The 23,601-nt window shown below is 68.9% G+C and carries 23 protein-coding genes and 4 pseudogenes; 14 read left to right on the top strand and 13 right to left on the bottom strand.

Features of this window, described 5'->3' with window-relative positions:
• Positions 1 to 624: 624 nt before the first annotated feature.
• On the top strand, positions 625 to 2,019 hold the full coding sequence (locus AB0D59_RS44520) for an amino acid permease (RefSeq protein ID WP_362577241.1): 1,395 nt from the start codon (positions 625 to 627) through the stop codon (positions 2,017 to 2,019).
• 51 nt (positions 2,020 to 2,070) lie between these two features.
• Here the strand turns inward: AB0D59_RS44520 and AB0D59_RS44515 are convergent, their stop codons facing one another.
• The 4 genes from AB0D59_RS44515 to AB0D59_RS44500 all read right to left on the bottom strand — a co-directional run bounded on the left by AB0D59_RS44515 (position 2,071) and on the right by AB0D59_RS44500 (position 5,879).
• Positions 2,071 to 2,793 (bottom strand): class I SAM-dependent methyltransferase, encoded by a 723-nt coding sequence (locus AB0D59_RS44515; protein ID WP_362577239.1) that lies wholly within the window; start codon positions 2,791 to 2,793, stop codon positions 2,071 to 2,073.
• A complete protein-coding gene (locus AB0D59_RS44510; protein ID WP_362577325.1) occupies positions 2,790 to 3,299 on the bottom strand; it encodes a hypothetical protein in 510 nt (169 codons plus the stop codon). The genes AB0D59_RS44515 and AB0D59_RS44510 overlap by 4 nt, the downstream gene beginning before the upstream one ends.
• A 2-nt stretch (positions 3,300 to 3,301) precedes the next feature.
• Entirely contained in the window at positions 3,302 to 4,738 is a 1,437-nt protein-coding gene (locus AB0D59_RS44505) for a molybdopterin-dependent oxidoreductase (protein WP_362577237.1), read from the bottom strand.
• Between the two features lie 403 nt (positions 4,739 to 5,141).
• On the bottom strand, positions 5,142 to 5,879 hold the full coding sequence (locus AB0D59_RS44500; RefSeq protein ID WP_362577235.1) for a flavodoxin family protein: 738 nt from the start codon (positions 5,877 to 5,879) through the stop codon (positions 5,142 to 5,144).
• A 171-nt stretch (positions 5,880 to 6,050) separates the two neighbouring features.
• On the opposite strand from AB0D59_RS44500, the gene AB0D59_RS44495 reads away from it, so the two are divergent.
• A complete protein-coding gene (locus AB0D59_RS44495) occupies positions 6,051 to 6,509 on the top strand; it encodes an SRPBCC family protein (protein ID WP_362577233.1) in 459 nt (152 codons plus the stop codon).
• Complete coding sequence (locus tag AB0D59_RS44490) at positions 6,509 to 6,730, top strand: TfoX/Sxy family protein (protein WP_362577231.1); 222 nt, start codon at positions 6,509 to 6,511, stop codon at positions 6,728 to 6,730. The genes AB0D59_RS44495 and AB0D59_RS44490 overlap by 1 nt, the downstream gene beginning before the upstream one ends.
• Positions 6,731 to 6,762: 32 nt before the next feature.
• Here AB0D59_RS44490 and AB0D59_RS44485 read toward each other — a convergent pair.
• Positions 6,763 to 7,341 (bottom strand): annotated as a pseudogene (locus tag AB0D59_RS44485) (TerD family protein); the annotation flags it as partial.
• A gap of 157 nt (positions 7,342 to 7,498) precedes the next feature.
• Between AB0D59_RS44485 and AB0D59_RS44480 the strand changes: the two are divergent.
• Positions 7,499 to 7,921 (top strand): CBS domain-containing protein, encoded by a 423-nt coding sequence (locus AB0D59_RS44480; RefSeq protein ID WP_362577229.1) that lies wholly within the window; start codon positions 7,499 to 7,501, stop codon positions 7,919 to 7,921.
• A gap of 20 nt (positions 7,922 to 7,941) precedes the next feature.
• Here the strand turns inward: AB0D59_RS44480 and AB0D59_RS44475 are convergent.
• A pseudogene (locus AB0D59_RS44475) lies at positions 7,942 to 8,404 on the bottom strand (SLC13 family permease); the annotation flags it as partial.
• Between the two features lie 126 nt (positions 8,405 to 8,530).
• Positions 8,531 to 8,866 (bottom strand): annotated as a pseudogene (locus tag AB0D59_RS44470) (site-specific integrase); the annotation flags it as partial.
• Between the two features lie 557 nt (positions 8,867 to 9,423).
• On the opposite strand from AB0D59_RS44470, the gene AB0D59_RS44465 reads away from it, so the two are divergent.
• Both AB0D59_RS44465 and AB0D59_RS44460 read left to right on the top strand, forming a co-directional pair.
• Positions 9,424 to 10,197 (top strand): calcium-binding protein, encoded by a 774-nt coding sequence (locus tag AB0D59_RS44465; RefSeq protein WP_362577227.1) that lies wholly within the window; start codon positions 9,424 to 9,426, stop codon positions 10,195 to 10,197.
• A gap of 397 nt (positions 10,198 to 10,594) precedes the next feature.
• The gene (locus AB0D59_RS44460) at positions 10,595 to 11,020 is read left to right on the top strand and encodes a hypothetical protein (RefSeq protein ID WP_362577225.1); all 426 of its coding nucleotides are present in this window, start codon (positions 10,595 to 10,597) and stop codon (positions 11,018 to 11,020) included.
• A gap of 340 nt (positions 11,021 to 11,360) precedes the next feature.
• Here the strand turns inward: AB0D59_RS44460 and AB0D59_RS44455 are convergent, their stop codons facing one another.
• On the bottom strand, positions 11,361 to 11,528 hold the full coding sequence (locus AB0D59_RS44455; RefSeq protein ID WP_362577224.1) for a hypothetical protein: 168 nt from the start codon (positions 11,526 to 11,528) through the stop codon (positions 11,361 to 11,363).
• A gap of 668 nt (positions 11,529 to 12,196) precedes the next feature.
• Between AB0D59_RS44455 and AB0D59_RS44450 the strand changes: the two genes are divergently transcribed.
• The 4 genes from AB0D59_RS44450 (at position 12,197) to AB0D59_RS44435 (ending at position 14,878) form a co-directional block, all read left to right on the top strand.
• The gene (locus AB0D59_RS44450) at positions 12,197 to 12,400 is read left to right on the top strand and encodes a cold-shock protein (RefSeq protein WP_004986771.1); all 204 of its coding nucleotides are present in this window, start codon (positions 12,197 to 12,199) and stop codon (positions 12,398 to 12,400) included.
• A gap of 180 nt (positions 12,401 to 12,580) precedes the next feature.
• Positions 12,581 to 14,071 (top strand): DEAD/DEAH box helicase, encoded by a 1,491-nt coding sequence (locus tag AB0D59_RS44445; protein WP_362577323.1) that lies wholly within the window; start codon positions 12,581 to 12,583, stop codon positions 14,069 to 14,071.
• A gap of 113 nt (positions 14,072 to 14,184) precedes the next feature.
• Complete coding sequence (locus AB0D59_RS44440) at positions 14,185 to 14,505, top strand: CBS domain-containing protein (protein WP_362577222.1); 321 nt, start codon at positions 14,185 to 14,187, stop codon at positions 14,503 to 14,505.
• Positions 14,506 to 14,563: 58 nt separating this feature from the next.
• Entirely contained in the window at positions 14,564 to 14,878 is a 315-nt protein-coding gene (locus AB0D59_RS44435) for an SCO5918 family protein (RefSeq protein ID WP_362577220.1), read from the top strand.
• Between the two features lie 132 nt (positions 14,879 to 15,010).
• Here AB0D59_RS44435 and AB0D59_RS44430 read toward each other — a convergent pair whose 3' ends face one another.
• Positions 15,011 to 15,385, bottom strand: a complete 375-nt coding sequence (locus AB0D59_RS44430; RefSeq protein ID WP_362577219.1) for a hypothetical protein — start codon at positions 15,383 to 15,385, stop codon at positions 15,011 to 15,013.
• A 575-nt stretch (positions 15,386 to 15,960) separates the two neighbouring features.
• Here AB0D59_RS44430 and AB0D59_RS44425 point away from each other — a divergent pair.
• On the top strand, positions 15,961 to 16,305 hold the full coding sequence (locus AB0D59_RS44425; protein WP_362577217.1) for a MerR family transcriptional regulator: 345 nt from the start codon (positions 15,961 to 15,963) through the stop codon (positions 16,303 to 16,305).
• Positions 16,306 to 17,210: 905 nt separating this feature from the next.
• Here the strand turns inward: AB0D59_RS44425 and AB0D59_RS44420 are convergent.
• Both AB0D59_RS44420 and AB0D59_RS44415 read right to left on the bottom strand, forming a co-directional pair.
• Complete coding sequence (locus AB0D59_RS44420; protein WP_217553197.1) at positions 17,211 to 17,420, bottom strand: hypothetical protein; 210 nt, start codon at positions 17,418 to 17,420, stop codon at positions 17,211 to 17,213.
• 366 nt (positions 17,421 to 17,786) lie between these two features.
• Positions 17,787 to 17,956, bottom strand: a pseudogene (locus AB0D59_RS44415) (DUF2000 family protein); the annotation flags it as partial.
• Here AB0D59_RS44415 and AB0D59_RS44410 point away from each other — a divergent pair.
• On the top strand, positions 17,934 to 18,494 hold the full coding sequence (locus AB0D59_RS44410; RefSeq protein WP_362577215.1) for a hypothetical protein: 561 nt from the start codon (positions 17,934 to 17,936) through the stop codon (positions 18,492 to 18,494). The pseudogene AB0D59_RS44415 and the gene AB0D59_RS44410 overlap by 23 nt on opposite strands.
• A gap of 165 nt (positions 18,495 to 18,659) precedes the next feature.
• Here the strand turns inward: AB0D59_RS44410 and AB0D59_RS44405 are convergent, their stop codons facing one another.
• Together AB0D59_RS44405 and AB0D59_RS44400 are read right to left on the bottom strand one after the other, a co-directional pair.
• Positions 18,660 to 19,535: an SgcJ/EcaC family oxidoreductase gene (locus AB0D59_RS44405; protein ID WP_362577213.1), complete on the bottom strand. Its 876-nt coding sequence runs from the start codon at positions 19,533 to 19,535 to the stop codon at positions 18,660 to 18,662.
• Between the two features lie 5 nt (positions 19,536 to 19,540).
• Entirely contained in the window at positions 19,541 to 20,122 is a 582-nt protein-coding gene (locus AB0D59_RS44400) for a hypothetical protein (RefSeq protein WP_362577211.1), read from the bottom strand.
• A gap of 993 nt (positions 20,123 to 21,115) precedes the next feature.
• Here AB0D59_RS44400 and AB0D59_RS44395 point away from each other — a divergent pair.
• Positions 21,116 to 21,649 carry a gluconokinase gene (locus tag AB0D59_RS44395; RefSeq protein ID WP_362577209.1) on the top strand — a complete coding sequence of 178 codons (534 nt, stop codon included), beginning with the start codon at positions 21,116 to 21,118 and terminating at the stop codon, positions 21,647 to 21,649.
• A gap of 104 nt (positions 21,650 to 21,753) precedes the next feature.
• Positions 21,754 to 23,592, top strand: a complete 1,839-nt coding sequence (locus AB0D59_RS44390) for a glycoside hydrolase family 15 protein (RefSeq protein WP_362577207.1) — start codon at positions 21,754 to 21,756, stop codon at positions 23,590 to 23,592.
• Positions 23,593 to 23,601 lie beyond the last annotated feature (9 nt).

The following is a 23,601-nucleotide window of genomic DNA, read 5'->3' as shown; positions in this document are numbered from 1 at the left end:
GGTGAAGCGATCCCCCAAGGGGCGTGGGAGCGCTAATTTCCACCATCCACCCTCGCTCGCCTCAAATGGCGAGACGCATTTCCTGTGACCTGCGCCACGAGTTGTCCAAATGACGGTGAAGTCGCTTACGCAAAGGCCTACTTGCGGGCTGGCACACACCTGTCGACCATCCGGACTGCACTTCGGTCGTTCCGCAGCGACAGCATGAGCGGGTGGTTCACAATGCGCGCCATGCCCACCAGGTACGACCGTTCTCGAAGGCGCCGAACGTCATCGCGTTGTGGGCGTCCCACGAAGAAGGGGACGCCCTGCAAGCTCCCCCAGGAGATCGGCCGAGGCTGTCGGCACCACGCCACTCGAGCTGAGCGTGAAGCTGCCGCTGAGGCGGCGAAAGCCGGGCCGAGGGGGCGAGGCAGCACGCAGAACGAGAACAGCGGACGATCAGAGTCGTGCTCGCGCTCGTCACCCTGGCCGTGTTTGTTGGCCTCGGCATTGGCGTCTGGGATGCCTGGAAGGACGATCAGCGCGAGTCAATGTGCCGGCCACACCGAACCGAGGCATTTGTCTGGTCGGCGAAGTGTCCTCAATCAGATCCGTCCGTCAGGACGTCAGGAAGGTCTTCGCGTGGCCCTCCCCAAGGCGGCTGCCGCCACCTCCGCGCCCGTGTCCATCGGCATGCGCACACCCCGCCGTTCCGTGCTCTTCTTCGCGTTCGCCTTCGCGGTGATCGCCGACCCGGTCTCCTCGGTCGCGTACGCCATCGAGGCCGCCCTGCGCGCCCTGCACGGCGACCTCGCGCTGCTGCTGCCCACGATGAGTCTGGTCATCGGGCTCGTCGTGGTCGTCACCGCGAACTACTGGCAGCTCGTACGGCGTTTCCCCAAGGGCGGCGGCGCGGCGGCCGCGGCCGGGCGGGCCTTCGGCGCCCGCTGGACGTTCCTGCCCATCGGCGCACTGGTCGTGGACTTCGTCCTGACCATCGGCATCTCGATCGCGGCCGCGGCCAGCGCGGTCATCGCCCTGTTCCCGGGCCTGGCCCCGATCCGTGTCCCGCTCGCGCTCCTGCTGCTCCTGGTCGTGGCGGGACTGACTTGGTTCGGGCACGGCGGGCGGCTGCTGTTCGCCGTCATGACCGTGGCGTTCGTGCTCATCTCCGTCGCGGTACTCGTCCTGGGCTTCGCCTCGCCCCATGCCACCGGGCAGGCCGCCGCCACGGCCGACCCCGGCTGGCCCGCCGTACTCGCCGTCGTCCTGGCCTTCCCGGTCGCGATGGCGCTGGCAACCGGGATCGAGGCGCCGTCGACCGCCATCGCGCAGCTAGGCCAGCTCGACGACACACACCGCCGCCGCTTCGGCCGGGGCACGCTCGCGCTCCTGCTGGTCATCGTCGGCGGCCTGACCCTGGCCCTGACCGCCCTCGCCGTACAACTGCACGTCGGCATTCCCGGCGCCGACTCCACCCAGATCGCCGACATCGCGCACGCCGCCACGGGACCGGGCCGGCTCTACGGCGCCTTCCAGCTGACCAGCGCCCTGCTGCTGCTCGCCGCCGCCAGCTCCTCCTTCCAGGCCGGCCCGGGGTTGCTGAAGGCACTGGCGGGGACGGCCGACCGGCCCGGAGTGCTGCCGACGGTTCTCGGCCGGTCCAACCGGCACCACACCCCTTACTGGTCCGTAGTGGTGTACCTGACCGCCGCCGCCCTGATCATCGTCGCCGCGGCCGGTCAGGAGCAGGAACTCGTCCTGTTCTACGCCGTCGCCGTCTTCGTCAGCTTCCTGGTCGGCCTCGTCGCGATGGCCCGCTTCGCCCGCCGGGAGCGGAAGACGGCCCTGGCCTGGCTGAACGGCCTGGCCGCCGCGGCCGTCGCCTTCACCCTCGCGGTGAATCTGCTGCGCGGCTGGCCCATGCTGTCCCTGGCCGCGACCCTGCTCATCGCGGCGGGACTGTATGTGCGATGGACGCGGGCGGGACGGCCCACCGGCATCGAGGACGTCGAGGCGCACGCCGAAGCCGACTGACCCCACGATTCAGGGGCCGCCAGAACCGGGCAGGCAGCGGCAGCGTCCGGTTCAGACGACCGCTGTCCCGCCGTCCTCCGTCGCTGTGGGGTCCGCGTCAGGACGGTCGCGGGATGATCCCTGGTGGGTGAGGGTGGCGAAGCAGCGGTGGCCGCTCGTCCACTGGTCGGTGACGGTGAGAGCGAGCCCGGCGGCGATCCTGTGGAGCGCTGGTCGTCCCAGTCGGGCCCAGGGAAAGTACGGACCGGCCTGGCCCTGGACGTTCTCGAACCGGGCGGTGCACTGCTCTTGCACGTCCTGGGGGTCGACCTCGACGACGAGGCGTCCGGTGGGGGCGATGAGGCCGCCGCAGCGGCGCAGCAGGCCGCGCGGATCGCCTCCGATGCCGATGTTGCCGTCGATGAGCAGGACCGTCCGCCAGCCTTTCTCGGCCGGCAGCCGGTCGAAGACCGATGCGCGCAGTGCGAGTCCGCCCAGGGCGGTGGTCAGTGCGACCGCGCGGGGTGTGATGTCGACCCCGAGGGCGAAGACTCCCTGGCTCAGGAGTGCTCTGCACATGCGGCCCGGGCCGCAGCCGATGTCGATGACGGGGCCGGTGCAGCGTTCCAGGACGGTGTTGTCGGCCGCCGTGGGCTGTTCGTGCCAGCGGTGGACGGGCATCCGGATGCGGCGCCCGTCGTCCAGCCGTAGGTAGACCGGTTCACGGCCGGGTCGCAGGGCGAGGGCGTAGGGATCCTCGTCGGCGTCGTACAGCTCGTCCTCGTCCGTTGTCACGGTGCTGTGCCGTGCCCGGCAGGGGGACTGCTCCCGTCGCCGCCGCCGGGCCGGCGCACGCGGCGCAGTCTCACGGCGAAAGCGACCGCGGAGGCCGCGAAGAGCCCGCCGGTGATCGCCAGCCATCGGCCGAGGTAGACGCTGTCGGACAGGCCCGTGTCACCGGGGTAGGGGACCGCCAGACGGAGGATGAGGGGAAACCAGACCAGCAGGAGCAGACCTGACAGGAAGGCGGGGACGCGCAGGTGGTTGATCCAGGGCACCGTCGGCCTGTCGGAGGCATCGGCTCGGTGTCGTAGTACCGAGAGGGCCGACAGGTCGGCCAGTGAGTACAGGGGCAGCAGGATCAGGTCGTGGAGGATCGCCGCACCGACGAACCAGATCGCCACCTCCCAGGGCTGGACGGCGAACAGGCACACCATGGCGTAGCCGGTCAGGGCGAACGAGGCGATCAGGACGAGAAGGTGCAGAGGTCCGGAGCCGTACCAGCGGACGAATCGTGCCATGGTCACGCCCTGAAGGTGAGCCGGTGAACCCACTTGGTGTTGTTCACGCCGGGGTTGGCCGGGACGATGGTGCGGGCCGGGTAGCCGTGGTCGAGCGAGAGGTCCGCGCCGTTGACGCGCAGTGCGAGCAGCGCTCGGGAGTCGTGGATCTGGTTGGCCCGCAGCACCACCCTGGTGAAGGGGCCGGGAGGTTGGATGGATTCGACCAGGACGCTTCCTGCGTCGGGCAGTCCGGCCAGAGCGGCGAGGTCGGCCAGCCGAAGGCCACTCCAGTCCTGGTCTTCGGTGGACCATCCCTCCACGCAGGCGATCGGCAGTGCGGCGGCGTGCTGGGGCATCGCCAGGAGCTGCTCGCGGGTGAAGACCCGTGGCGCTCCGCGTCCGTGGACCTCCAGCCGCCAGTTGGGTCCGACGAGCGCGGGGGTGACGCCTACTTTCGCCGCCGTCTTGTTGATCTGGAAGCTGTTCGGGCCGCTGCCCGGATCACGGTTGTGCGGCGCGAGCAGCGCTGTGCCGCGCACCCATCCGCCGATGCTCTGTCCGGCGGTCACGACGAGGAGAAGCAGCGAACCCGCGCCCACCATGCCCACCGCGCCGCGGCGGGTCATCGTCGGCGGGGCGGGAGCGGCCGCCACCAGGCCGTCGGGGTCGGGTGGTTCGGGCACGGTGTGGGCGAGGTCGGTGCGCAGTTCGGCGCCCAGGCTGCGCGAGCGCAGGGCCGGGGTCATCCGGCCGAGTTTGAGGCACACGTGGACGACGAAGGCGGCGATGAACACCCAGGCGCCGTAGAAGTGCAGGCGGTAGAACGAGCCCGGGAAGACGTAGTAGAGCTGGATGTTGATGATCCCGGTGACGAATTCGAAGATGACGCCGCCGACCAGCATCAGCAGGGACAGCCGCTCCAGGCCGTGGGCGACGGAGCGTGCCGGCAGCCATTCGAACAGCTTGGGGATCACCGACCACAACTTGGCCAGCAGCACCGGCACGAGGACCACGCCCAGTGTCACGTGCATGCCCTGGAGCAGCCGGTAGAGCCAGTACGGGTGGGTGGGCCAGCTGAAGAGGTAGAAGCCCAGGACGCCCTTGTCGGGGGTCTCGTCGTTGAGGGGGCTCAGGTCGGGGTTGTAGGCGGCGTAGGAGAGCAGTCCGGTGAGGAAGAGCAGCGGAATGCCGATCAGGAGGACCAGGCCGAATACCGAGGTCAGCCATGGCCCGCGGATCGGACTGCGCCAGAATCCGGGCCGGAACGGACCCGGAGGCGGGGGCAGCTGCCCGGCACGCTCTGCCGTTCCCCGAATCCGGGCACGGCCCGCAGCCGCGGCGGCGGCCACAGTGCCCCGTAGGCGCTTCAGCCGCTTCGGCGCCGACGTCTCGTCCGGTCCCGGGCGTCGCGACCCTCCGGTCGGGGCCGGACCCGACGGCCGTCCGCCACCTGCCATCGGCCGTCTCCTCCAGTCTTCGAGCCGCGCGCCCAAAACGACGACTCTCAATGCCACGAGCCGTGCCGGACAAAACAGGACACCTACAAGCTGGCACAGGTCAGGTGGGCTGTCCGGGCCTGAGGTGCAAGCGGGTGTCCGTCTCCAGCCGAACGGCGGAACCACTGCCTCGGCGATCTCCAGGTCCCCGTGCCCTGTGGTCGCGCCACCCTCATCAGGGGTGGTGCGTTCTTCGACGACAGAGGGACAGCGGCCGATGGGCCCTCGCCACCTCCGCCGAACCCGCTGACATCCCCGCGGCTCTCGACGCGCTGGGCTGACGATGCGGCACCGTGCCACGCTCGGTGGCGGAGACGGACGCTGCTTCCGGGCTATGCGCGGCTGCTCCGGCCCACTGGTGTTCCTACCGGTGCTCAGGGTTCTCGTACTCGCGGCGGCAGCCGGCGTCCCAGGCGGTGCGCTGGTTGCCGTAGGCGGGGATGCCCCCGAGGTCCTTCAGCGCGCGGGCCAGGTGGAGCAGGTTCCAGGTCATGAAGGTGGTGTTGCGGTTGGTGAAGTCGTTCTCCGGGCCGCCGGAGCCGGGGTCGAGGTAGGAGGGCCCGGGGCCCGCCTCGCCGATCCAGCCGGCGTCCGCCTGGGGAGGGATGGTGTAGCCCAGGTGCTGGAGGCTGTAGAGGACGTTCATGGCGCAGTGCTTGACGCCGTCCTCGTTGCCGGTGATCAGGCAGCCGCCGACGCGGCCGTAATAGGCGTACTGGCCTGCTTCGTTGAGCAGGCTGGAGCAGGCGTAGAGGCGTTCGATCACCTGCTTCGTCACGGAGCTGTTGTCGCCGAGCCAGATGGGACCGGCCAGCACGAGGATGTCGGCCGCCATGACCTGGCGGTACAGGTCGGGCCAGGCGTCCGTCGCCCAGCCGTGCTCCCGCATGTCGGGCCAGACCCCTGTGGCGATGTCCTGGTCCACCGCTCGTACGACGTCGACCCGTACCCCTTGCGCGTCCAGGATGGCGGTGCTGCGGTCGATCAGTCCCTGGGTGTTGCTGGTCTCCGGGGAACGCTTGAGGGTGCAGTTGATCACCAGAGCGCGCAGGTCGTCGTACCGGGCCGGTGGCACGTCGGTGGCGGGCGACGAAGCGGTCACACGATCCTCCTGAAGGGCCCTGCCATCGCGTGGTGCGTGGCGAGTCGTCCATGTCCGAGGTCCAGCGTGCGAGTCGCCCACGTCAGGTGCCACTCGCAGCGCCTCCGAATGGCCTCGCCCGCGTCCGTCCGCTGTGGTGCGGTCTCCGGCACCGGCTGGGACCCTGGCCCTGTGGCAATCGATGTGACGGTGCGCCGGGTGATCCCGCTGCCGCCCGACCGGGTCGCCGCGTACGCCATGGACTGGCGTCACGACCCGGAGTGGACCCAGGGCATTCGCAGAGCGGAGCTGACCAGGGAGGCGGACGGCGGTGGGTTCGGCGTGGGCGCCGAGGTCACCCGTACGGCCCGGTTCCTCGGTCGGCGCATCGACTACGTCCTGCGGGTGGCCGGGTACGACCCGCCGCGGCTGCTGGACATGGTCGCTTCGACCGCCCCCATGCCCATGCACGTCACCTACTCCTTCGAGTCCCATCCGCGGGGAACCCTGGCCGGTATCCGGGTTCGCGGCGGCCCCGGCGGCCTGCTCCGGCTGGCCGAACCCCTGACGTCCCGCCAGGTCCGCTCCTCTCTCGGCAAGGACCTGCGCGATCTCGAACGCCGGCTCACCGATCGCGAAAGCGGCACGTGATGGCGTACGACGCAGGGCTGGCCGAGCGGATCCGGCAGCATCTGGGCTCCGACCCGGACATCACCGAGAAACGCATGTTCGGCGGCATCGCCTTCCTGCACAGCGGCAACATGGCCGTCGGAGTGACCGGCGACGACCTCATGGTCCGGGTGGGTCCGGAGGCCACCGACGCGGCACTGGCCCGTCCAGGCGCGCGGATCTTCGACATGACGGGCAGCTGACGGTCCGGCGAGGCGAATCCTGATCGGCGCGTTCAGGCCGTCCCGGCCGGACGCTCCTCCGGAGTGTGGCCACGGGAGGGCCAGGGCATGCTGCCCATCTCCAGGGTGAACGGCATCGGGTCGCTCTCGGATCCGCGGATCATCTCGTGCATCTCCCACTCCCCCGAGCCGTTTCTGACGAACTCGGCGACGGTGGTGGCGGTGGAGTCGGCGACCTGCGTGAAGTCGTCCGCGAGCAGTTCGGTGTAGCGCTGGACGATTAGCACCCCGGCGTTGTGGATGTCACCGAAGGTCCGGCGTCCGCCGTCCTGGTGGATGACCACCCCCACCACCACCTGCCCGAAGGCGGCCGCGAGGCGGTCGAACTCCAGCACCATCACCTCGACGTAACCGAAGCCCTGGCCGGTCTGGCTGTGCCGGGTCATGTTGATCGTGCCGTCGGGTGACCGGCTGTCGTAGTGGACGACGTACACAGGCCGCCCGTGGAGATCGTCCGCCGAGTAGGTCGCGGCGACGATGTCGAGGTGCCGGGGCGGCTCCCCGAAAGGGCTCGGGTCCCATTTCAGCCGTACCTCGACCTTGCCGAGCCCCTCGCCGACGCTGCTCACCGGATGTCGCCTCCCCGCACCGGACCGCTGAGGGCCCGGTCGGCCCCCACCCGTGAAGTATGGCCTGTGACCAGCGAATTGATGCTTCCTTGACGCACTTCTCACCGGACGGTCCGGAGGGGTGGGACGTGGGACAGCCGTGATGGTGTTCAGGTTGCGTATGTTTCTGCCGAACGAGTCGGTAGGTGAGCTGCCGGCGCTGCTCGTGCTGGACGAGCGCGGGGAGCCGAAGGCGATCCTGCCGGCCTCCCAGATGGTCAAGGTGCTGGTCCCGGCGTATGTCGTCGAGGACCCCGCGCTGGCGGCGGTGGTCGACGAGCAGCACGCCGACCGGCTCTGTCAGGCGCTGGCCGGACGCCGCGTCGGCGACTGCCTGTCCGGCTCCGCCGCCGCGCCTCCGATCGCCGACCCGGACGACACCGCGCTGGAGGTCGTCGCACTGATGGCGCGGGTGCGCAGCCCCCTGGTCGCCGTGGCCACGAAGGACAAGGCCGGCACCCATCTGCTCGGGGTCGTCACCGCCTCGCACCTGCTGCACGAGCTCCTGGGCAAGGCGGGCGCGGCGAGTACGCCGACCGCCTGAGCGGCCTCGCCGACACCGGCTCAGGCCAGGGCGAAGTAACGCAGCCACAGGTACAGGGCGCTGATCGCCACGGTCGCGGCCGTCACCACCAGGCCGTACTTGGTGAACTGCCAGAAGGAGATGGGCTGCCGGTTGCGTTCGGCGATGCCGAGGACGACGACGTTGGCGCTGGCGCCGATCGCGGTGGCGTTGCCGCCCAGGTCGGCACCCAGGGCCAGCGCCCACCACAGCACGTGGTGGCCGTCTGCCGCGCCGCCCATGTCCTTGACCAGGTCCGCGGTGATGGGCGCCATGGTCGCCACGTAAGGGATGTTGTCGACGACTCCGGAGAGCACCGCCGAGCCGCCCAGCAGGGTGAGCATGGCGCCGAGTTCCCGGCCGCCGGTGGCGTCCGCCATGGCGCGGGGCAGGTCGCCGATGACCCCGGTCTCGATCAGCGCGCCGACCATGACTGAAGAGGCCGGCGAAGAAGGCGAGGGTGGGCCGAGAAGGGCGCCCCCTTCCGCCGTACTTCCTTCGGCCGGAAGTGGCGCCGGGCTCGCACGGTCGCCGGTCTCCCGGACGTCGACAGCGACGCTCTGGACGCGGCGCGGCTGATGGCCGAGCACAGACCAAGCCGTCATCTCCCTTTTCGGCGAACCAGTCGAGATGGCGCTTGACCTCCTTGTGCAGGAAGGCCGGGAGGACGACGGCACGGACACCGGCATCGGACTTGGTCTCGCCGGGTGCCCTCTTGCCGTTGGTCCGCTCCGGTTCTGCGACACGGACGCGGATCACCATGTTGTGGGGGTCGACGTCCCGGCGGCGGAGGTCGGCCAGCTCCTCGGAGCGCATCGGGCCGTATGCACCAAGGTAGACCAGGAGCCGCCAGAGGATACCGATCGCTTCGGCCAGGGCGTCGACCTGGCCGACGGTCGCGATGCGACGCTCGGTTGCGGACTCCTTGGGGGTACGGCGAGGCACACGTGTGGGTGGTCGGTCGGCGGCGCCCGCCGTCGTGGCTGACTGACGTCGGCTGAGGTTCAGACGGGGCGCATCGGATGGGCCGACCGTCAGTCGAGCCGCCAAGACTGGGCCGTCCCTGGGCCGTCCGAGGCTGCTCAACAGCGGCCAATGACGACCACCAGACGCACGGGCTCGCCACTCCTGAGCAGCAAAAAACGCAGCTCACCAAGATCCCTGGCAAGACCCGGGGCAAGAAGAAGTAGTCTTCGCGATCATGCCTCCCACCTGCGCGTACGGCGCGGGTGGGAGGCATGATCGTGTCTCGGGACCTACCTCCCTGGAGGCTTGGCCCTTGTGAGCTTGCGGTCCGCGGTGTGCCCCGGGGCGTCGTGCAGGTGGTCCGGTCCTCCGCGATGTTGGTCGCGCTGGGTGGGTGTGATGACTGACGTGCAGGTGGACAATCAGCCAAGTTGGCGTGAACGCAGTACGCTCCCTCCATCTAACGTGGTGCCTGCGGCGGGGGCTCGACCAGCAGGCCTGATTTTCCTGGGGACTACATGCGCTCAATCGCCATAGGTGCCGCTCTGTCCGGCGCCCTGGCACTCGTCGCCGCAAGCTCTCCAACGGCTCAGGCCGACGAGTCGTGGGGCGGCGACACAACGATCACCAGCGTCACGGTCAACGGCGGCAAGCCCATCGTGGTCGGCATCTCCAACAAGGTCACCTTCTCGGCTTCGGTGACCGCCACCGATCCAGACGGCATCGAAACGGCCCGCGTGTTCGTGTGGCACGGCGGCCCCAAGGAAGAAGACACGGACATGACGGTGCCGTTCGGCCGTCCCACGTGCACAGCCGCTGACGCCACGACGAAGACCTGCGTCGTCCCCTTCACCCTCAACCCCCGCGACCTGCAGAAGAACTCTTGGGCCGGGCAGTGGAGGGTCGGCGTCGACGCCTACGACAAGGGCAACGGCGGCATCTCCCTAGATACCTACAAGTACACGAACATCCAGCGCTACTCGAAGCTCAGCGTCAACGCTTCGCCGGAGCCGGTCGCCAAGGGCAAGACCATCACCGTCGCCGGCAAACTGACCCGCGCCAACTGGGAAACCCACGACTACCGTGCCTACACCAATCAGCCGGTCAAGCTGCAGTTCCGCAAAGCGGGAACAGGCACCTACACGACGGTCAAGACCGTGTACACCAACAGCACCGGCAACCTGAAGGCCACCACGACAGCTGCCAGCGACGGCTACTGGCGCTACTACTTCTCCGGCACCAGCACGACCGCGACGGTCAAGACCGCCGGGGACTACGTAGACGTGCGGTAGACAGAGGTATCACGCACTGATCAAGCCCCCCACCAACGGGTTCTCCCTCGGTGGGGGGCTTGATGCTGTGCTGGGGCCGTCTCAGGGCCGTCAGCTGCTTGGACGGGCCGTCACCCAGCAGCCGCAGCTGTTCCGCTGACATCCAACGCCGACATCAACGAGCTCGGACGGCGGCATACGGCAGCGCCCGGTAATGGCACCCGCGCACAGGTTGGACCGCAGCCACGCAGGCGCGGGATCGAACTCCTAAAGCGGGGTTCCAAGAGCGCTGATGCCTCCACCAGCCGCGGTCGCTACGCTCGGACTCGTGAGCGAAGCCGCCCGACTCATAGCGAACCACCGAGTCCACGTCGTACCCGTTGTGTTGGCCCTGGCCAATCCACCGTGGTAGCGGGACGTGTGGCTCGACCCGTCGGCGTTCGAAGACCTGGACCATGTCTTCCACACACTCTTCGACGACTTCTGCGACGCTGACGAGCCAGAGCGGTACCTCGGCGTCAGCCTCCGAAGCGACGAAGAGGTCGTCCTGATGAGAGAGCTCGGTGCCGCGCTTAACGCCGCGGCGGCCGAGGCGCCCAACGACACCGACGCGGAGACTCTCCAGGCATCTGCCTGGCCAGAGGTCGTGGCCATCGCCGGACGCCCAGCTCAAGTCATGGTCGCGAACGACCTGAGGAAACTTGCCGTGCTGCTCGACGACGCGGAGGTGCCAGACCCGTGCCAGATCGTGCGGGGAACCACGGGGAACCACGGGGAACAGGCCGGCGGAGATCCAGGCTCCGACACGGCATCGCCACAGGCCGAACGGCGGCGCGTCGTGTGATTCAGGGGTGTCCAGGTAGAGGCGGCACGTCGCCTGGTTGAGAAGCAGCGGCGCAGGCGCAGTGCCGGAGGCTCCTCCGTCTCGGGGGCCAGGGAGAATGCCGCCGCCGCGGCATGCAGTGCGTCCGGCACCTTGAACCGCGGCTCGACGACGAAGGTGCGAACGGCGGCGGATGCGTCGATCACGGGGATCCCGAATGCGTCGCGCGGTGCCTCTGCGACCGCGCGTTCGGAGCGGTCGGCCAGCACGCCGCACAGGGCGACCGCGAGGTCCCCCCGGGGGATGTTTCCACCCTGGTGTCCGTCAGGGGCAGGTCGAAGGCGACGGAGCTGTCGAGGCGTCACCCGTCCCGCAGGACGACGCGGCCGGCGCCGGGCCGGTCCGGGGAGGTCACCACGCCGCGCACAAGCCGGACGTCAGGTCCGAACGTGAAAGCCGTGACACGGCTCAGCATCCCGTGCGTCACCTGCGCCTGCAGTTCGGACAGGCCCGTCTGGTCCCACTTCATCGGGTGCTCCGTCATATTCGGTTCAACGCCTTTGGGCATTTGTTGACACCCTGGCAGAAAGCGGTGATCACGCCGAACTTGTCATCGTGATCGGCGACCTTGTACTTGTGGTCGTTGGTCTCCCAGTGTCACGGCGCAATGACCTTGCCGAGCTGCAGGGCCCGACTCCTCTTCGGACAGCCACGTTGCAGCGCAAGCGCCGTGACCACGTATGCCCAGCACGGCGGAGACGCGCGCCTGACGCCATCGTCCTCGGGGCCAGGGCCAGGGCGCATCGGTCGCCCCGCCGGGATCGCCATGTGGCCTTCGTCTCGCTGCGAGGGTCTCGGCGATTTCGTCGGCATCTCGTCCGCCGACGACGACAGCGGCCGCGCACAAGCTGTCGAAGGAGGTCACAGCACTGTGAGCGGAAACGCTCGGCGGCAATACCGCAGCCCGGAAGACAATATCTGTGGCCGCAAAGTGAGAAATCAGCGCGGCGCACGAGAAATATTCCTGAGGCGACAGGCGGTGCGGAATTAGTTGTCGCGCAGGGCCGATGTCGCCGTGCTACTGTCGACGGCAGTTGCAGGTGTGGTTGCCAGAAGGTTTTCCGACGGTTGATCATCACGGCGACACGGAATCCGCACAAGGCGTATTCCTGACCCCGTCTCCGAAGGAGAAACGAAATGGCTACCGGCACTGTGAAGTGGTTCAACGCGGAAAAGGGCTTCGGCTTCATCGAGCAGGACGGCGGCGGCGCCGACGTCTTCGCCCACTACTCGAACATCGCCGCCCAGGGCTTCCGTGAGCTGCTGGAAGGTCAGAAGGTGTCGTTCGACATCGCGCAGGGCCAGAAGGGCCCGACGGCCGAGAACATCGTTCCCGCCTGACGCACCGGTACTGACGCATACTTCGCCGCCGGGACCCGCACCTTGGGGTGCGGGTCCCGGCGCGCTTTATTTTCAGGGTGATTCGACCCTGTCTTTTTCGGCTCGTTCTCGCGATTCTCTGCGCCGCGCATTTCGCTGCGGGAATTCCTTGATGCGTGCCAACGTCGAGGAAGGTTCCACATTAACCGCACACGCACAACTCGCGCACGCACAACTCGCACATACGACCGCTCCGGAGGAAGTGCTGCCGCAGGCCGCTCCGGCGTTCCGCGCCGTTCCAGCCGTTACGGAAACCGACGGGCCGCGCAGGGCGAGTTCGCGCTACCGAAGACGGTCACGCCGGCGTTGCCCGCTGTCGAGTCGTTCGCCGATCTCGTCATGCCGGCGCCGTTGCTGACCACGCTCGGCCAGGAAGGCGTGACCGTACCGTTTCCGATCCAGGCGGCGACGCTGCCGAACTCCCTGGCCGGCCGTGACGTACTCGGCCGCGGCCGCACCGGGTCGGGCAAGACCCTCGCCTTCGGCCTTGCCGTACTGGCCCTTACGGCGGGCCAGCGCGCCGAGCCGCGCAGGCCACTGGCCCTCGTCCTCGTCCCCACCCGTGAGCTGGCCCAGCAGGTCACCGCCGCGCTCACTCCCTACGCCCGCTCCGTGCGCCTGCGGCTCGCCACCGTCGTTGGCGGAATGTCCATCGGCAGGCAGGCCGGGGCGCTGCGCGCCGGTGCGGAGGTGGTCGTCGCGACGCCCGGTCGGCTCAAGGACCTCATCGACCGGGGCGACTGCCGGCTCGCCGACGTCGGCATCACAGTTCTCGACGAGGCCGACCAGATGACCGACATGGGTTTCATGCCCCAGGTCACCGCCCTGCTCGACCAGGTGCGCCCCGAGGGCCAGCGGTTGCTCTTCTCAGCCACTCTGGACCGTAACGTCGACCTGCTGGTCCGCCGCTACCTGACCGACCCGGTGGTCCACTCCGTCGACCCGTCGGCCGGTGCCGTCACCACGATGGAGCACCACGTACTCCACGTGCATGACGCCGACAAGCACCGCACGACCACCGAAATCGCGGCCCGGGACGGCCGGGTCATCATGTTCCTGGACACCAAGCACGCCGTGGACCGGCTGACCAAGCACCTGCTGAACAGCGGTGTCCGCGCCGCGGCCCTGCACGGTGGCAGGTCCCAGCCGCAGCGCACCCGGACCCTGGCACAGTTCAAGGACGGTCACGTCACGGTCCTGGTGGCCACCAACGTCGCGGCCCGCGGCATCCACGTCGACAGCCTCGACCTGGTCGTCAACGTGGATCCGCCCAGCGACCCCAAGGACTACCTGCACCGTGGCGGCCGTACGGCCCGCGCCGGTGAGTCCGGCAGCGTCGTCACCCTCGTGACCCCCGACCAGCGCCGCGGCGTGAGCTGGCTGATGGCTTCGGCCGGCATCACCCCGCACATCACCCCGGTCCGCTCGGGCGAGGCGGAACTGAGCCGCATCACCGGTGCCCAGGTGCCCTCCGGCGTCCCGGTGGTCATCACCGCTCCGGTCGTGGAACGCCCCCGCCGCGCGTCTTCGCCGTCCCGGAGCCACCGGGGCCGCACCGGCCAGGGCCGACCTGTCGGCGCCGGGGCGCGCCGCAGGGCGCAGCTGCGGCCCGGCGACGAATCGGCTGCCTAAGGGCTGTCGCGGTGCCCGGACCACCGTGGTCTCCCTGGGACCGCAATGGTCACGAAACCGAGCAACTCTTACCGCAGGAGGCACCGTTGACGTCAATTCAGACGCAGTACCGCATGCAAGACCCCGCCCCCGTGACCGTGGTCGACGACATCGAAGCGTACGGGCCTCGGGTGTATGACGACATGACCGTCGAGGTGGCTCTGGCCGTCATGGCGGGCGCCGGTGTCGAGTACCTGACCGTGTGCGACATGGACGACCAGAGCACGGACTTGATCACTCGGGTCCGGCTCGCCGTTCTCCGCGACAGTCCCACGTACACGGACCGGATCCGACTGCGGGACGTCCTCGACGGATTGCCGCCCTCGCCCGGCGCCCGCCCCGGCTACGTCGGTGGGTACGTCCGAGTCCCGGGCGTCCTCGCCTTCTCCCGCTGATCCGCGCCCCCGGACAGCCCGGTTTCCTTTCCCCGCGACTTCTCCCCTGGGAGGCATCATGCGCTGCGTCATCGCCAGGTACCCGTTCGACCTCACCAGGATCGGGGTGCTGGCCTCCATGAAGAGCGTCAGGCCCGAGATCGTCACGGGTGAGTCCGTGACGATCGGCCGCCGCCGCTACCCCGTCAAGCAGGTGGGTCAGGTCATCACGCGACAGGACCGCCGCGACTTCACCGCCGGCGAAGTCACCCGGGCCATGGTGCGCCTCGGCTTCACCTGCCACGACCGCCCCGACGCCGCGCCCGTGGGCGTTCCCACTCCGCTCCGGACCGCGTCGGCACTGCTCGGCGGCACCGGACCCATGGACGTATGAGCAAAGGCGCCAAACCGACCTGAGGATCCCGGTGGGGGCCCTGCCGACACACGTCGGCAGGGCCCCCACCGCTGTGTCGTCGTCCGCTCGGAAACTCCCGGCCGGGCCGGGACACGGGGCGGAGACAACGTCTCACCCGTCGAAGTAGCTGAGATCACCCACGGTCCATGCGCTGACGTCCTTGATCGCGACTCGGTACATGCCGCCCGTCTCCGGGATCCCGAGGCTGCCCTGCAGGATCCGGGCGAGATGGAAGTGCAGATGCGTGGGCGCCTCGCCGTGACCGGGCCGGTTCGCTCGCGGCCCGCGGGCGAAGACGTCCGAGAACGGGCCGAGACGGTCCGAGTCCTTCAGGACCTCCGCGACCCGCTCTCGCCACACCGCCTCAGGAGCCAGCCGACCGGTGATGACGGCACCGCCGACGACCACGGTCAGCGACATCTGATTGCTGCGCTCGGACTCCACCGCGGCGGAGATGGCGACGAGCAGCTCATCAGGGTTCGACATGACAGCAGAGCTTACGACTTGGGGGAGTCATTTTCGCAGGCGGCAAGTTTCTTCCTCGTCTGGAAGGGTGAAATCTACCTTTGCCAGAGTAGACATTCCTTCCTGGCGTGGTTACGCTCCAACTTGTAGAGACGGTCGAACAAGACCCGCCAGACACGAACTGGCGGGTGGATGAAACGAAGTTCGCAGGTCAGTGCGGCTCTCGAGCCTCGAAGCCAAGGTGTTCCCAGGACGGTGACGGGACTGGGAGCCGCACTGGGCGGCTCGCACGTCGAGGAGCTGCCGACAGCAGTACCAGTTCCCACAGTGGTTGGTTCAGAGAGGAACGGAGGAGCAGACGCCATCAGGATCGCCCGGGCCCTAGAAGTTCTCGGCCCGGGTACCGCAAGACCCCGGAATGGATGGTGGTCCCCGGTCACGCAGCTGCGATCCCCCCGCTCCGCCCCTGCCGGGCCGGGTAGCGGAAACAGAAGGTCGGCACAGCAGTAGGGCCGACAGATGGTGTTGAATTTCCTTCGGGGCCCTGGTGCCGTACGGCACCAGGGCCCCTCGACTGCGTTGCACAGCGAGGTGACATGACAGCGGACAACCCTCTTGGTGATCGTCTGGATGACGACGACTACCCCGCATACACGATGGGCCGGGCAGCCGAGATGCTCGGAACCACCCCAGGCTTCCTCCGAGCCATCGGTGAGGCTCGCCTGATCACTCCGCTCCGCTCGGAGGGAGGACATCGCCGGTACTCCCGCTACCAACTGCGGATTGCCGCTCGTGCCCGCGAGCTCGTCGACAGGGGGACTCCGATCGAGGCTGCCTGCCGCATCGTCATCCTTGAGGACCAGCTCGAGGAAGCTCAGCGCATCAACGAGGAGTACCGTCGCGCGACGAGTGAGGCGGCGGGCAGTTCCGGTTCCGGCTGATCACGCGGGCGGGGGCCGTATCCGTCCGCACCGCGAGGAACTGCCACGCTCGTCGGCATCAGCGTCCGCCGCTCGTCCGCGCGGAACGCGGCGAAGAGACCCGCCTCGGCTCCTGCCGTTCGCGTCGCAGGGAACACGCTCCCACCGGACGGGCTGCGTACTTGTCGCTCAGTGGTACGGCCCAGAAGCCGGCAAATGAGCCAAGGGGCCGAGCGCCAGCTGTCCTGAGGAGGCCGCGGCCATCGGCCTTACGGCGGAAACGGGCTTCACCCGAAGGTCTGTGCACGCGCGAGGGCTCTCCCTACTGGACCGCCGACCGAGCTCAGCCGAGCACAGTGCCGTTCGTGCACGTGCTCTGCCCACCGGTCATCGCGACCCGTGCCCACAGCGTGCCCGTAAGAGCGGACAACCGCGGTCGGCAGCGGTGCGATCGGACTCGCACGACCACCCGAGCACACGGCATCTGCGCACGTCAGAGCCATATGGACCGCCCGAGCGCCGTCGCTTCCCAAGCTGAGAGCGCGAGTTCGATTCTCGTCACCCGCTCCATGTGAAACCCCCAGGTCAGCGGTCTGGGGGTTGTTTGTTGTCTAGTCCAATCCAGGGTAGGCGTCCCTCTGCATGTCCTAGGTTCAGGCATGTGGGCCGCCCGAGGGGTGCTCAGGTGTCACTCCAAGCCGCTCAAGGACGACCAGCAGGCGCAAGGGCCTACCCCCTGCTGAGCAGGGAAGCGCAGGTCACCAAGATCCCCGACAAGACCCGGGACAAGAAGAAGCAACCCCTAATGATCAAGCCCCCTACCCGCGAGGACCCGCGGGTAGGGGGCTTGTCGCCGCGGACGCCGATCGGCGGTCAGGCTGCCGGTATCGGCGATCCCGCGATTAGCAACTCCCGCGATCTGACGATCAGAAGGAGACGGTGACGCCGACCTGGTGGTACTGGCCGACGGTGTCCAGGACCCCGTCCTTGACCGCGCCGAGCTGAGCCACGAGGTCCGAGCTGCTGATCGCCGTGGGGCCGGCGGCGATGCCGACCTGCGGGCTCAGGCCGCCGGAAACGGTGTCGAGTTCGGCGTCAGAGATTTCAAGGGTCTGAACCTGGGGAGCGGAGTTCATGATGAAACTGCCCTTCGTATGGATGTTCCACAAGGGGGAGCGGCCAAGCTGGGGATAGCCGGTGGGCCGCGACCGCAGGCCCGCGCCATCCGTTTCCGGACATCGTGGCGCGATCCCGGCGGTGCGAAGGATCAAATCACGGAGTGTGCCCGGCATCCAGTCGCTCACTGCTCCCAGTAGGGCAGTTGAAACAGTCGACTACTCATCCATGCGCGCATGCACACGAATTGAGGGCAGCTTCTCTACATGTAGCCCCGCATAGGAAACCGACAGCTATTGCCACGACAGTTCCGACCAGGACAACTCCGCACCAATCGAACGCACCCGTGCCGCAGTTGCGCATTCGCTGTGGAGATCCAGCCACGTATGCATCCGAGCGCCCTTCAGTGCCTTGTCCACCGGGTTCCGCAACGCCCGTACACCGCCGGCCCCATCAGGTCCAGCTTCTCCGTCGGCGCGGCCCGGACGACGGCACAGTTGGCGCGGTCGTTTCCGGTCGCGAAGAGGTCGGAGGTGAAGACGGCACGGGGCAGGGCAGGGCAGGGCTACGGATCAGATGCTGCTCTCCCGATCACCGGCGAGACCCCGCTGGCCGTCCTCGCACGCCTGCGCGATCTGCCCCACCTCCAGCTCCTGGCGCAGATCTCCGGCGACTACCCGATCTACGCCCTCGTGCACGCCCCCTCCACCGCGCACCGGGTCGTCCGCCGGGTCCTCGACGAGCAGTGGGTCAAGCCACGCCTGGAGGTCGTCTCGGACTGGCTCGGCTTCGAGACCCCGTTCGTCCTGCGCCTGCGTGTCGCCCCCGGCGACACCCCGGAGGTCATGCGCCGCATCGACCGGCTCCCCCAGACCCGGCTCGCCGCACACGTCGCCAGCGACATGTCCGTCCTGTGCACGGGCCTGGTCACCGACCGCTCCGCCCTGGCGTCCTTCATCGACGGCGAACTGGCCAGGATCCCCGGCATCCTCGCCGTCGGCGTCGACGTCATGCTCGCCGAGCCGCGCCGCTACTGGCTGGACCGGGACCGGGCCTGCGGGCTCGGTGACTTCCATGCCCCCGAGCTGCTCTGACGGCCTGTTCCGAGAGACGACCGCTGGGCACCGCGCCGACATCCACGGTCAGCGGCGCGGTGTCACCAGCTCCTCACGTCCGCAGTGCCCTGACGTCGCGGCAGCGGGCGTGATCGCACCCGGGGTCCGTCACGTCGCCGACGGACCCCGTGCCGTTTTCCGAGGTCATCCCTTCGCTGGTGCCGGCGGGCCGCCGAAGCCGTGTTCCGAGAGGTCGAACCAGTTGCCCTCCGGGTCCATGGCCCGGTACTCGGCGAAGGGGCGGTCGGTGAAGCGTTCGGCCGGTTTCGGAGTGCCGGCGGCCACCAGCGCTCCGGAGGTGGCGGCCGTGTCCTCGATGTGGAAACCGAAGTGGTTCATGCCGAGCGGGGTCTCACCGTCGAGTCGGTGCTTGATCAGGGCCAGGGACAGGTAGCCGTCGGAGAGGAAGCAACTGCCGTCGGGATCGCGGTGGAAGAGTTCCATCGCGAAGACCGAGGCGTAGAACTCGGCCAGCTTCTCCGGATCGCGGGCCACGATGGCCAGATGGCGGAGTTTCGGGCGGGCGGTGGGTTCGTCCACGGTGGACTCCTTCGAGGCGGGGGCCTGCTGTACCGGTACCTGCCGCGTCGGGCGGGACGCGGGGATCATGTTGTGAAACGCCTTGATCGACCAGTCGCGTTCCGCCGTCCGTTCCACGACGGCCAGCGCGTGCGTGACGGCCGGCGACCCGCCGTCCGGCGTGGTGATGGTCGACTCCGCCTCGACCGTTGCCAGGTCGGGGCGCAGGAAGCGGACTGCCACGACGCGGGCGTCGAGGACGGTTCCGGCGTACGGCCCGCGGAAGAGGGCGGCGTGCCCTGCCTCGATGCCGGTGCGGCCGAGCGGCTTGTCGCCTCGTACGGTCGTGAAGTCGCAGTCCTCCGCGAAGCTCGCGGCGAACAGCGCGGCATCACCGGCCGCCCAGCCCCGGGCCATCTCGGCCCACAGCGCGCGGATCGCCCGAGTGTCGTCCCGGGTGCCTTCCGGGGCGGGGGCGCCGGTTTCTTCTGGCTGATGCATCGCTCTCACGCCTTCGTCAGTGAACTGGTGCGGATCCGGAGCGCGACCTCGGGGCACTCGGTGCCTTCGGACGAATGCCGGGGAGGCGGGGCCCAGGCCGCCAGGGCGTGGTAGAAGTCGTCGCCCCGGCGCTCCAGGTAGCAGATGACGTTGAGGGGCCATCCGGTGCGGCTGAAGAGGTGGCGGTCCATGGGGGTCGGACGCTCGCTGAGCATCAGACCCCGCTCTGCCGGTGGGCCCAGGCGGTGCCAGTCCGGGTGCATGTGGATGGAGCCGAGCAGGTCCATCCCCAGGGCGTCGGCCTCGCGGGATGCCAGGAGGAGGTCGTGGGAGTCCATCCACCAGCCGCGGTGCTCGTTCTCGTAGGCCGGCCCGAACTTCGGCACGATCGTCTCGCTGAACTCCCGTCGAGCCGCTGGGTCACTGGTACGGGCGTTACGGCCGAAGGCGATGCCCTGTACGTGGTACGTCGTCGCCTCCGCACTGCCGAGCAGGAGTGCGAAGCAGGGTAACGGGGCTTCGGGGGTGATGAGTCGGTACTCACCGACGGCCGCGCCGAGAAAGCCCGCGAGCGCCTGGTCGTCCATCAGGACGGTGGGAGCGGGGGTGCTACATCGGGCGTCCGGTGGACGGGAACCCATTGAGTCTGTCGCTGCGGACATGGGGGTGTGGTCTCCGATGAGGTGGGGGGTGGGGAGGCCGGTGAAGCGGATGCCCGGCGAAGCTACTTGAGAGTTAACCGTTCGTCGCCAGGTTGCCCTGAACCGTGGGGATATCCCTACGGCTGGTTAGAGACTTGCGACCTGGACGAAACCCGCGACGTCGCGGACGAGTGGCGTGAGGCTACCGACGCACAGCTGCGTGAATCGGCCGCAGAACGGGACCGTAACGAAGCCTGACGCTGCGCAGGAAGGTCGCGGGACAGGCTCTACGGCCTCGTGCACGGTGGGGCGCCGAGCCACGCCCGGCCGTGCACGAGGAGTCGGCTGCCCCGTGCTCGCTCTTCGATCCTGTTCCGGAGCCTTCTGTTCGGGCCACGGCTCATCTGCCGACGTGCGCGTCTTCTGGGTCAGAACGGTGCGGACGGCCCCCTGCTTTCGGGTCACGCGATCAGCGCCCTGAACAGACGATTTACCCCGGCGGTCACCTTGGGCGAAGTGGCGTGCACGAAGCAGCAGTTCGCGCGGCTGGCGGCCGGCCACGGATCAGGGCGTCGGTTGCTGGCGCCCTGTCACGGAGAGCAGCTCCAGCCTGCTGTGGCTGTCCGTGCCGGGGCGGGTGGTCAGGACGACGAAGTGTTCAGCACGGTCACGCAGGGACTCGCACTTGACGACTGAGGTGGTGCGGTTCCGGCAGCGTGCGGCGACGGTCGCGGGCGGCCATGTCGGCGACCGGGCGGCGGACCGCAGGGCGGCGGACATCCTGGGCTGCACAGGTCTCGGCGAAGGCGTCTGCGGAGGTCGGCCGGGTGGAGATGCCGTCGGCTGCTCAATGCAGCGACGGGGGCCCTCGGCTGTCCCGACCGAGGGGTGCGAGCGATAGTGGAGTTACGTATTCCGCCGCCGGCTCCGGGAGGATCGTTGGCCGAAAGAGGCGGCGGTTCGCGCGTCGTGATCGTGATGGGTGTGTCCGGGTCCGGCAAGTCCACCGTGGGCGCCCGGCTCGCGGACCTGCTCGGTGTGCCGTTCCTGGAGGGGGACGACCTCCACTCCGCGTCGAACCGCGTCAAGATGGCGTCCGGACACCCGCTGGACGACGCCGACCGGCGGTCCTGGCTGGCGGCGATCACGGAGTGGATCCGGACCACCGCGTCGAGTGGACACGGAGGTGTTGCCGCCTGTTCCGCGCTCAAGCGCGCGTATCGCGACCAGTTCCGGCGCACGGGAGCGAACGTATGGTTCCTGTATCTGGCCCTCGACCGTGAGGTGGCCGAGAAGCGCATGACACGGCGTAGGGGCCATTTCATGCCGCCGGGGCTGCTCGACTCCCAGTACGCGACCCTGGAACCGCTGCACGCCGACGAACCGGGCGTCACCATCGGCGTCAACGGTCTGGAGAGTCCGGAGGAAGTTCTGGCGGCCGTGGTGCGGGCGGTGTCCGCGCCGGAACGGTAACCGCTGTCGGACGGACGGGGCCCGACGAGCCGGAGCGAAAGCTCCGGCATACGCTGATCGAGGGGGTGCATTCGGGTGAATGGCACGCCGGAAGGGGCACCCCGATGGACGACTACCCGCTGATCGAGAACCACGGGCTGATCGGCGATCTGCAGACCGCGGCGCTGGTGACCACCGAGGGAGCGATCGACTGGTTCTGCTCGCCGCGGTTCGACTCACCGAGTGTGTTCGGGGCGCTGCTGGACAAGGACAAGGGCGGATACTGCTCGGTCCGGCCGGCCCACCCGACCCATTCGACCAAGCAGTTGTACCTGCCCGACACCGCGATCCTGGTCACCCGGTTCATGACCGAGGCGGGTGCCGGCGAGGTGGTCGACTTCATGCCCGTGACCGGTACGACGGCCACGCGGCGCCACCGCCTGGTCCGCCTGGTCCGCTGCGTGCGCGGCACCATGACGTTCGACGTGGAGGTCGCCCCGCGGTTCGACTACGGGCGCAGCAAACACGAGGTGCACGTCACCCCGCACGGGGCGGTCTTCGCCGCGGAGGACGGCACGGAACTCACCGTGCACGTCATCCGGGAGCCCAAGGACGAGCGGCTCTCGGACATTCTGACGCACCGGGAGGCCGACCTCCAGGTCTCGGTGACCCTGGAGGCCGGCCAGCAGCGCGGGCTGATCCTGGAGATGGGCGCCGACGGCCCGCCCAGGGAGGTCCGCCGCGCAGAACACGAACGGCTCTTCGAGGAGACGGCGGAGTTCTGGCGCTCCTGGCTGGCGCAGTCGCGCTACACCGGGCGCTGGCGGGAGGTCGTCGAGCGGTCCGCGATCACGCTGAAGCTCATGACCTTCGCGCCCAGCGGCGCCGTGGTGGCCGCTCCCACGGCGGCGCTCCCGGAGCAACTCGGCGGTGAGCGCAACTGGGACTACCGCTTCACCTGGATCCGGGACGCCTCCTTCTCCGTGTACGCCCTGCTGGGACTGGGCTTCACGGAGGAGGCCAGGGCGTTCATCATCTGGCTGAGCGACCGGGTCAAGGAGCGGGCCGGCAGGCACGGGAACACGGGCCCGCTCAACATCATGTACAAGGTCGACGGCTCCTCCGACCTGAACGAGCAGATCCTCGACCACTGGGAGGGCTACGAGGGTTCCGCCCCCGTCCGGATCGGCAACGACGCCGCCACCCAGCTCCAACTGGACATCTACGGCGAGGCGCTGGACAGCATCTACTTCGCGCACCAGCACGGCTTCCAGGTCGGGCACGGGGGCTGGACCTCGCTGCGGACGGACCTGGACTGGCTGGCCGACCACTGGGACCAGGCGGAGGAGGGCATCTGGGAGACCCGCGGCGGCCGCCAGGACTTCACGTACGGGCGGGTGATGTCGTGGGTGGCGTTCGACCGGGCGGTGCGACTCGCCGAGTCGAAGGGGTGGCCGTCCACGGCCGACCGCTGGAAGGCCGAACGGGACGCCGTCTACGAGCAGGTCATGGCCAAGGGCTGGAGCGAGGACCGGCGGGCCTTCGTCCAGCACTACGGCGGTGAGGTCCTGGACTCCTCGCTGCTGCGTATGGCGACGGTCGGGTTCCTCACCCCCGGGGATCCGATGTGGTCGGCCACCCTGGACGCCATGGAGGAGGAACTGGTCAGCGACAGCCTGGTCTACCGGTACAACCCCAGTGCCTCGCCCGACGGCTTGCGCGGCTCGGAGGGCACCTTCTCGCTGTGCACGTTCATGTACGTCGACGCCCTGGCGCGCGCGGGACGGACGGACCGGGCAAGGCTCGTGTTCGAGAAGATGATGGGGTACGCCAACCACCTGGGCCTGTACTCCGAGGAGATCGACCCGACGGGCCGTCAACTCGGTAACTTCCCGCAGGCGTTCACCCATCTCGCCCTCATCGACTCGGCCATCACGCTGAACGAGGCTCTCGACAAGAGGTAGCCCGGCCCC

The sequence above is a fragment of the Streptomyces sp. NPDC048417 genome, assembly GCF_040651615.1.
GTDB lineage: Bacteria > Actinomycetota > Actinomycetes > Streptomycetales > Streptomycetaceae > Streptomyces.
Note: the sequence above shows the minus strand (reverse complement) of the source record. Positions and strands in the feature narration are given on the sequence as shown.

What these genes read in the sequence shown, in the direction of transcription:
- AB0D59_RS44425 (WP_362577217.1), top strand. Translation starts at nt 15,961, where the DNA reads ATGACAGCGGACAACCCTCTTGGTGATCGTCTGGATGACGACGACTAC.
- AB0D59_RS44440 (WP_362577222.1), top strand. Translation starts at nt 14,185, where the DNA reads ATGCAAGACCCCGCCCCCGTGACCGTGGTCGACGACATCGAAGCGTAC.
- AB0D59_RS44390 (WP_362577207.1), top strand. Translation starts at nt 21,754, where the DNA reads ATGGACGACTACCCGCTGATCGAGAACCACGGGCTGATCGGCGATCTG.
- AB0D59_RS44430 (WP_362577219.1), bottom strand. Translation starts at nt 15,385, where the DNA reads ATGTCGAACCCTGATGAGCTGCTCGTCGCCATCTCCGCCGCGGTGGAG.
- AB0D59_RS44400 (WP_362577211.1), bottom strand. Translation starts at nt 20,122, where the DNA reads ATGGACGACCAGGCGCTCGCGGGCTTTCTCGGCGCGGCCGTCGGTGAG.
- AB0D59_RS44405 (WP_362577213.1), bottom strand. Translation starts at nt 19,535, where the DNA reads ATGCATCAGCCAGAAGAAACCGGCGCCCCCGCCCCGGAAGGCACCCGG.
- AB0D59_RS44480 (WP_362577229.1), top strand. Translation starts at nt 7,499, where the DNA reads ATGTTTCTGCCGAACGAGTCGGTAGGTGAGCTGCCGGCGCTGCTCGTG.
- AB0D59_RS44450 (WP_004986771.1), top strand. Translation starts at nt 12,197, where the DNA reads ATGGCTACCGGCACTGTGAAGTGGTTCAACGCGGAAAAGGGCTTCGGC.
- AB0D59_RS44510 (WP_362577325.1), bottom strand. Translation starts at nt 3,299, where the DNA reads ATGGCACGATTCGTCCGCTGGTACGGCTCCGGACCTCTGCACCTTCTC.
- AB0D59_RS44490 (WP_362577231.1), top strand. Translation starts at nt 6,509, where the DNA reads ATGGCGTACGACGCAGGGCTGGCCGAGCGGATCCGGCAGCATCTGGGC.
- AB0D59_RS44435 (WP_362577220.1), top strand. Translation starts at nt 14,564, where the DNA reads ATGCGCTGCGTCATCGCCAGGTACCCGTTCGACCTCACCAGGATCGGG.
- AB0D59_RS44465 (WP_362577227.1), top strand. Translation starts at nt 9,424, where the DNA reads ATGCGCTCAATCGCCATAGGTGCCGCTCTGTCCGGCGCCCTGGCACTC.
- AB0D59_RS44455 (WP_362577224.1), bottom strand. Translation starts at nt 11,528, where the DNA reads ATGAAGTGGGACCAGACGGGCCTGTCCGAACTGCAGGCGCAGGTGACG.
- AB0D59_RS44420 (WP_217553197.1), bottom strand. Translation starts at nt 17,420, where the DNA reads ATGAACTCCGCTCCCCAGGTTCAGACCCTTGAAATCTCTGACGCCGAA.
- AB0D59_RS44505 (WP_362577237.1), bottom strand. Translation starts at nt 4,738, where the DNA reads ATGGCAGGTGGCGGACGGCCGTCGGGTCCGGCCCCGACCGGAGGGTCG.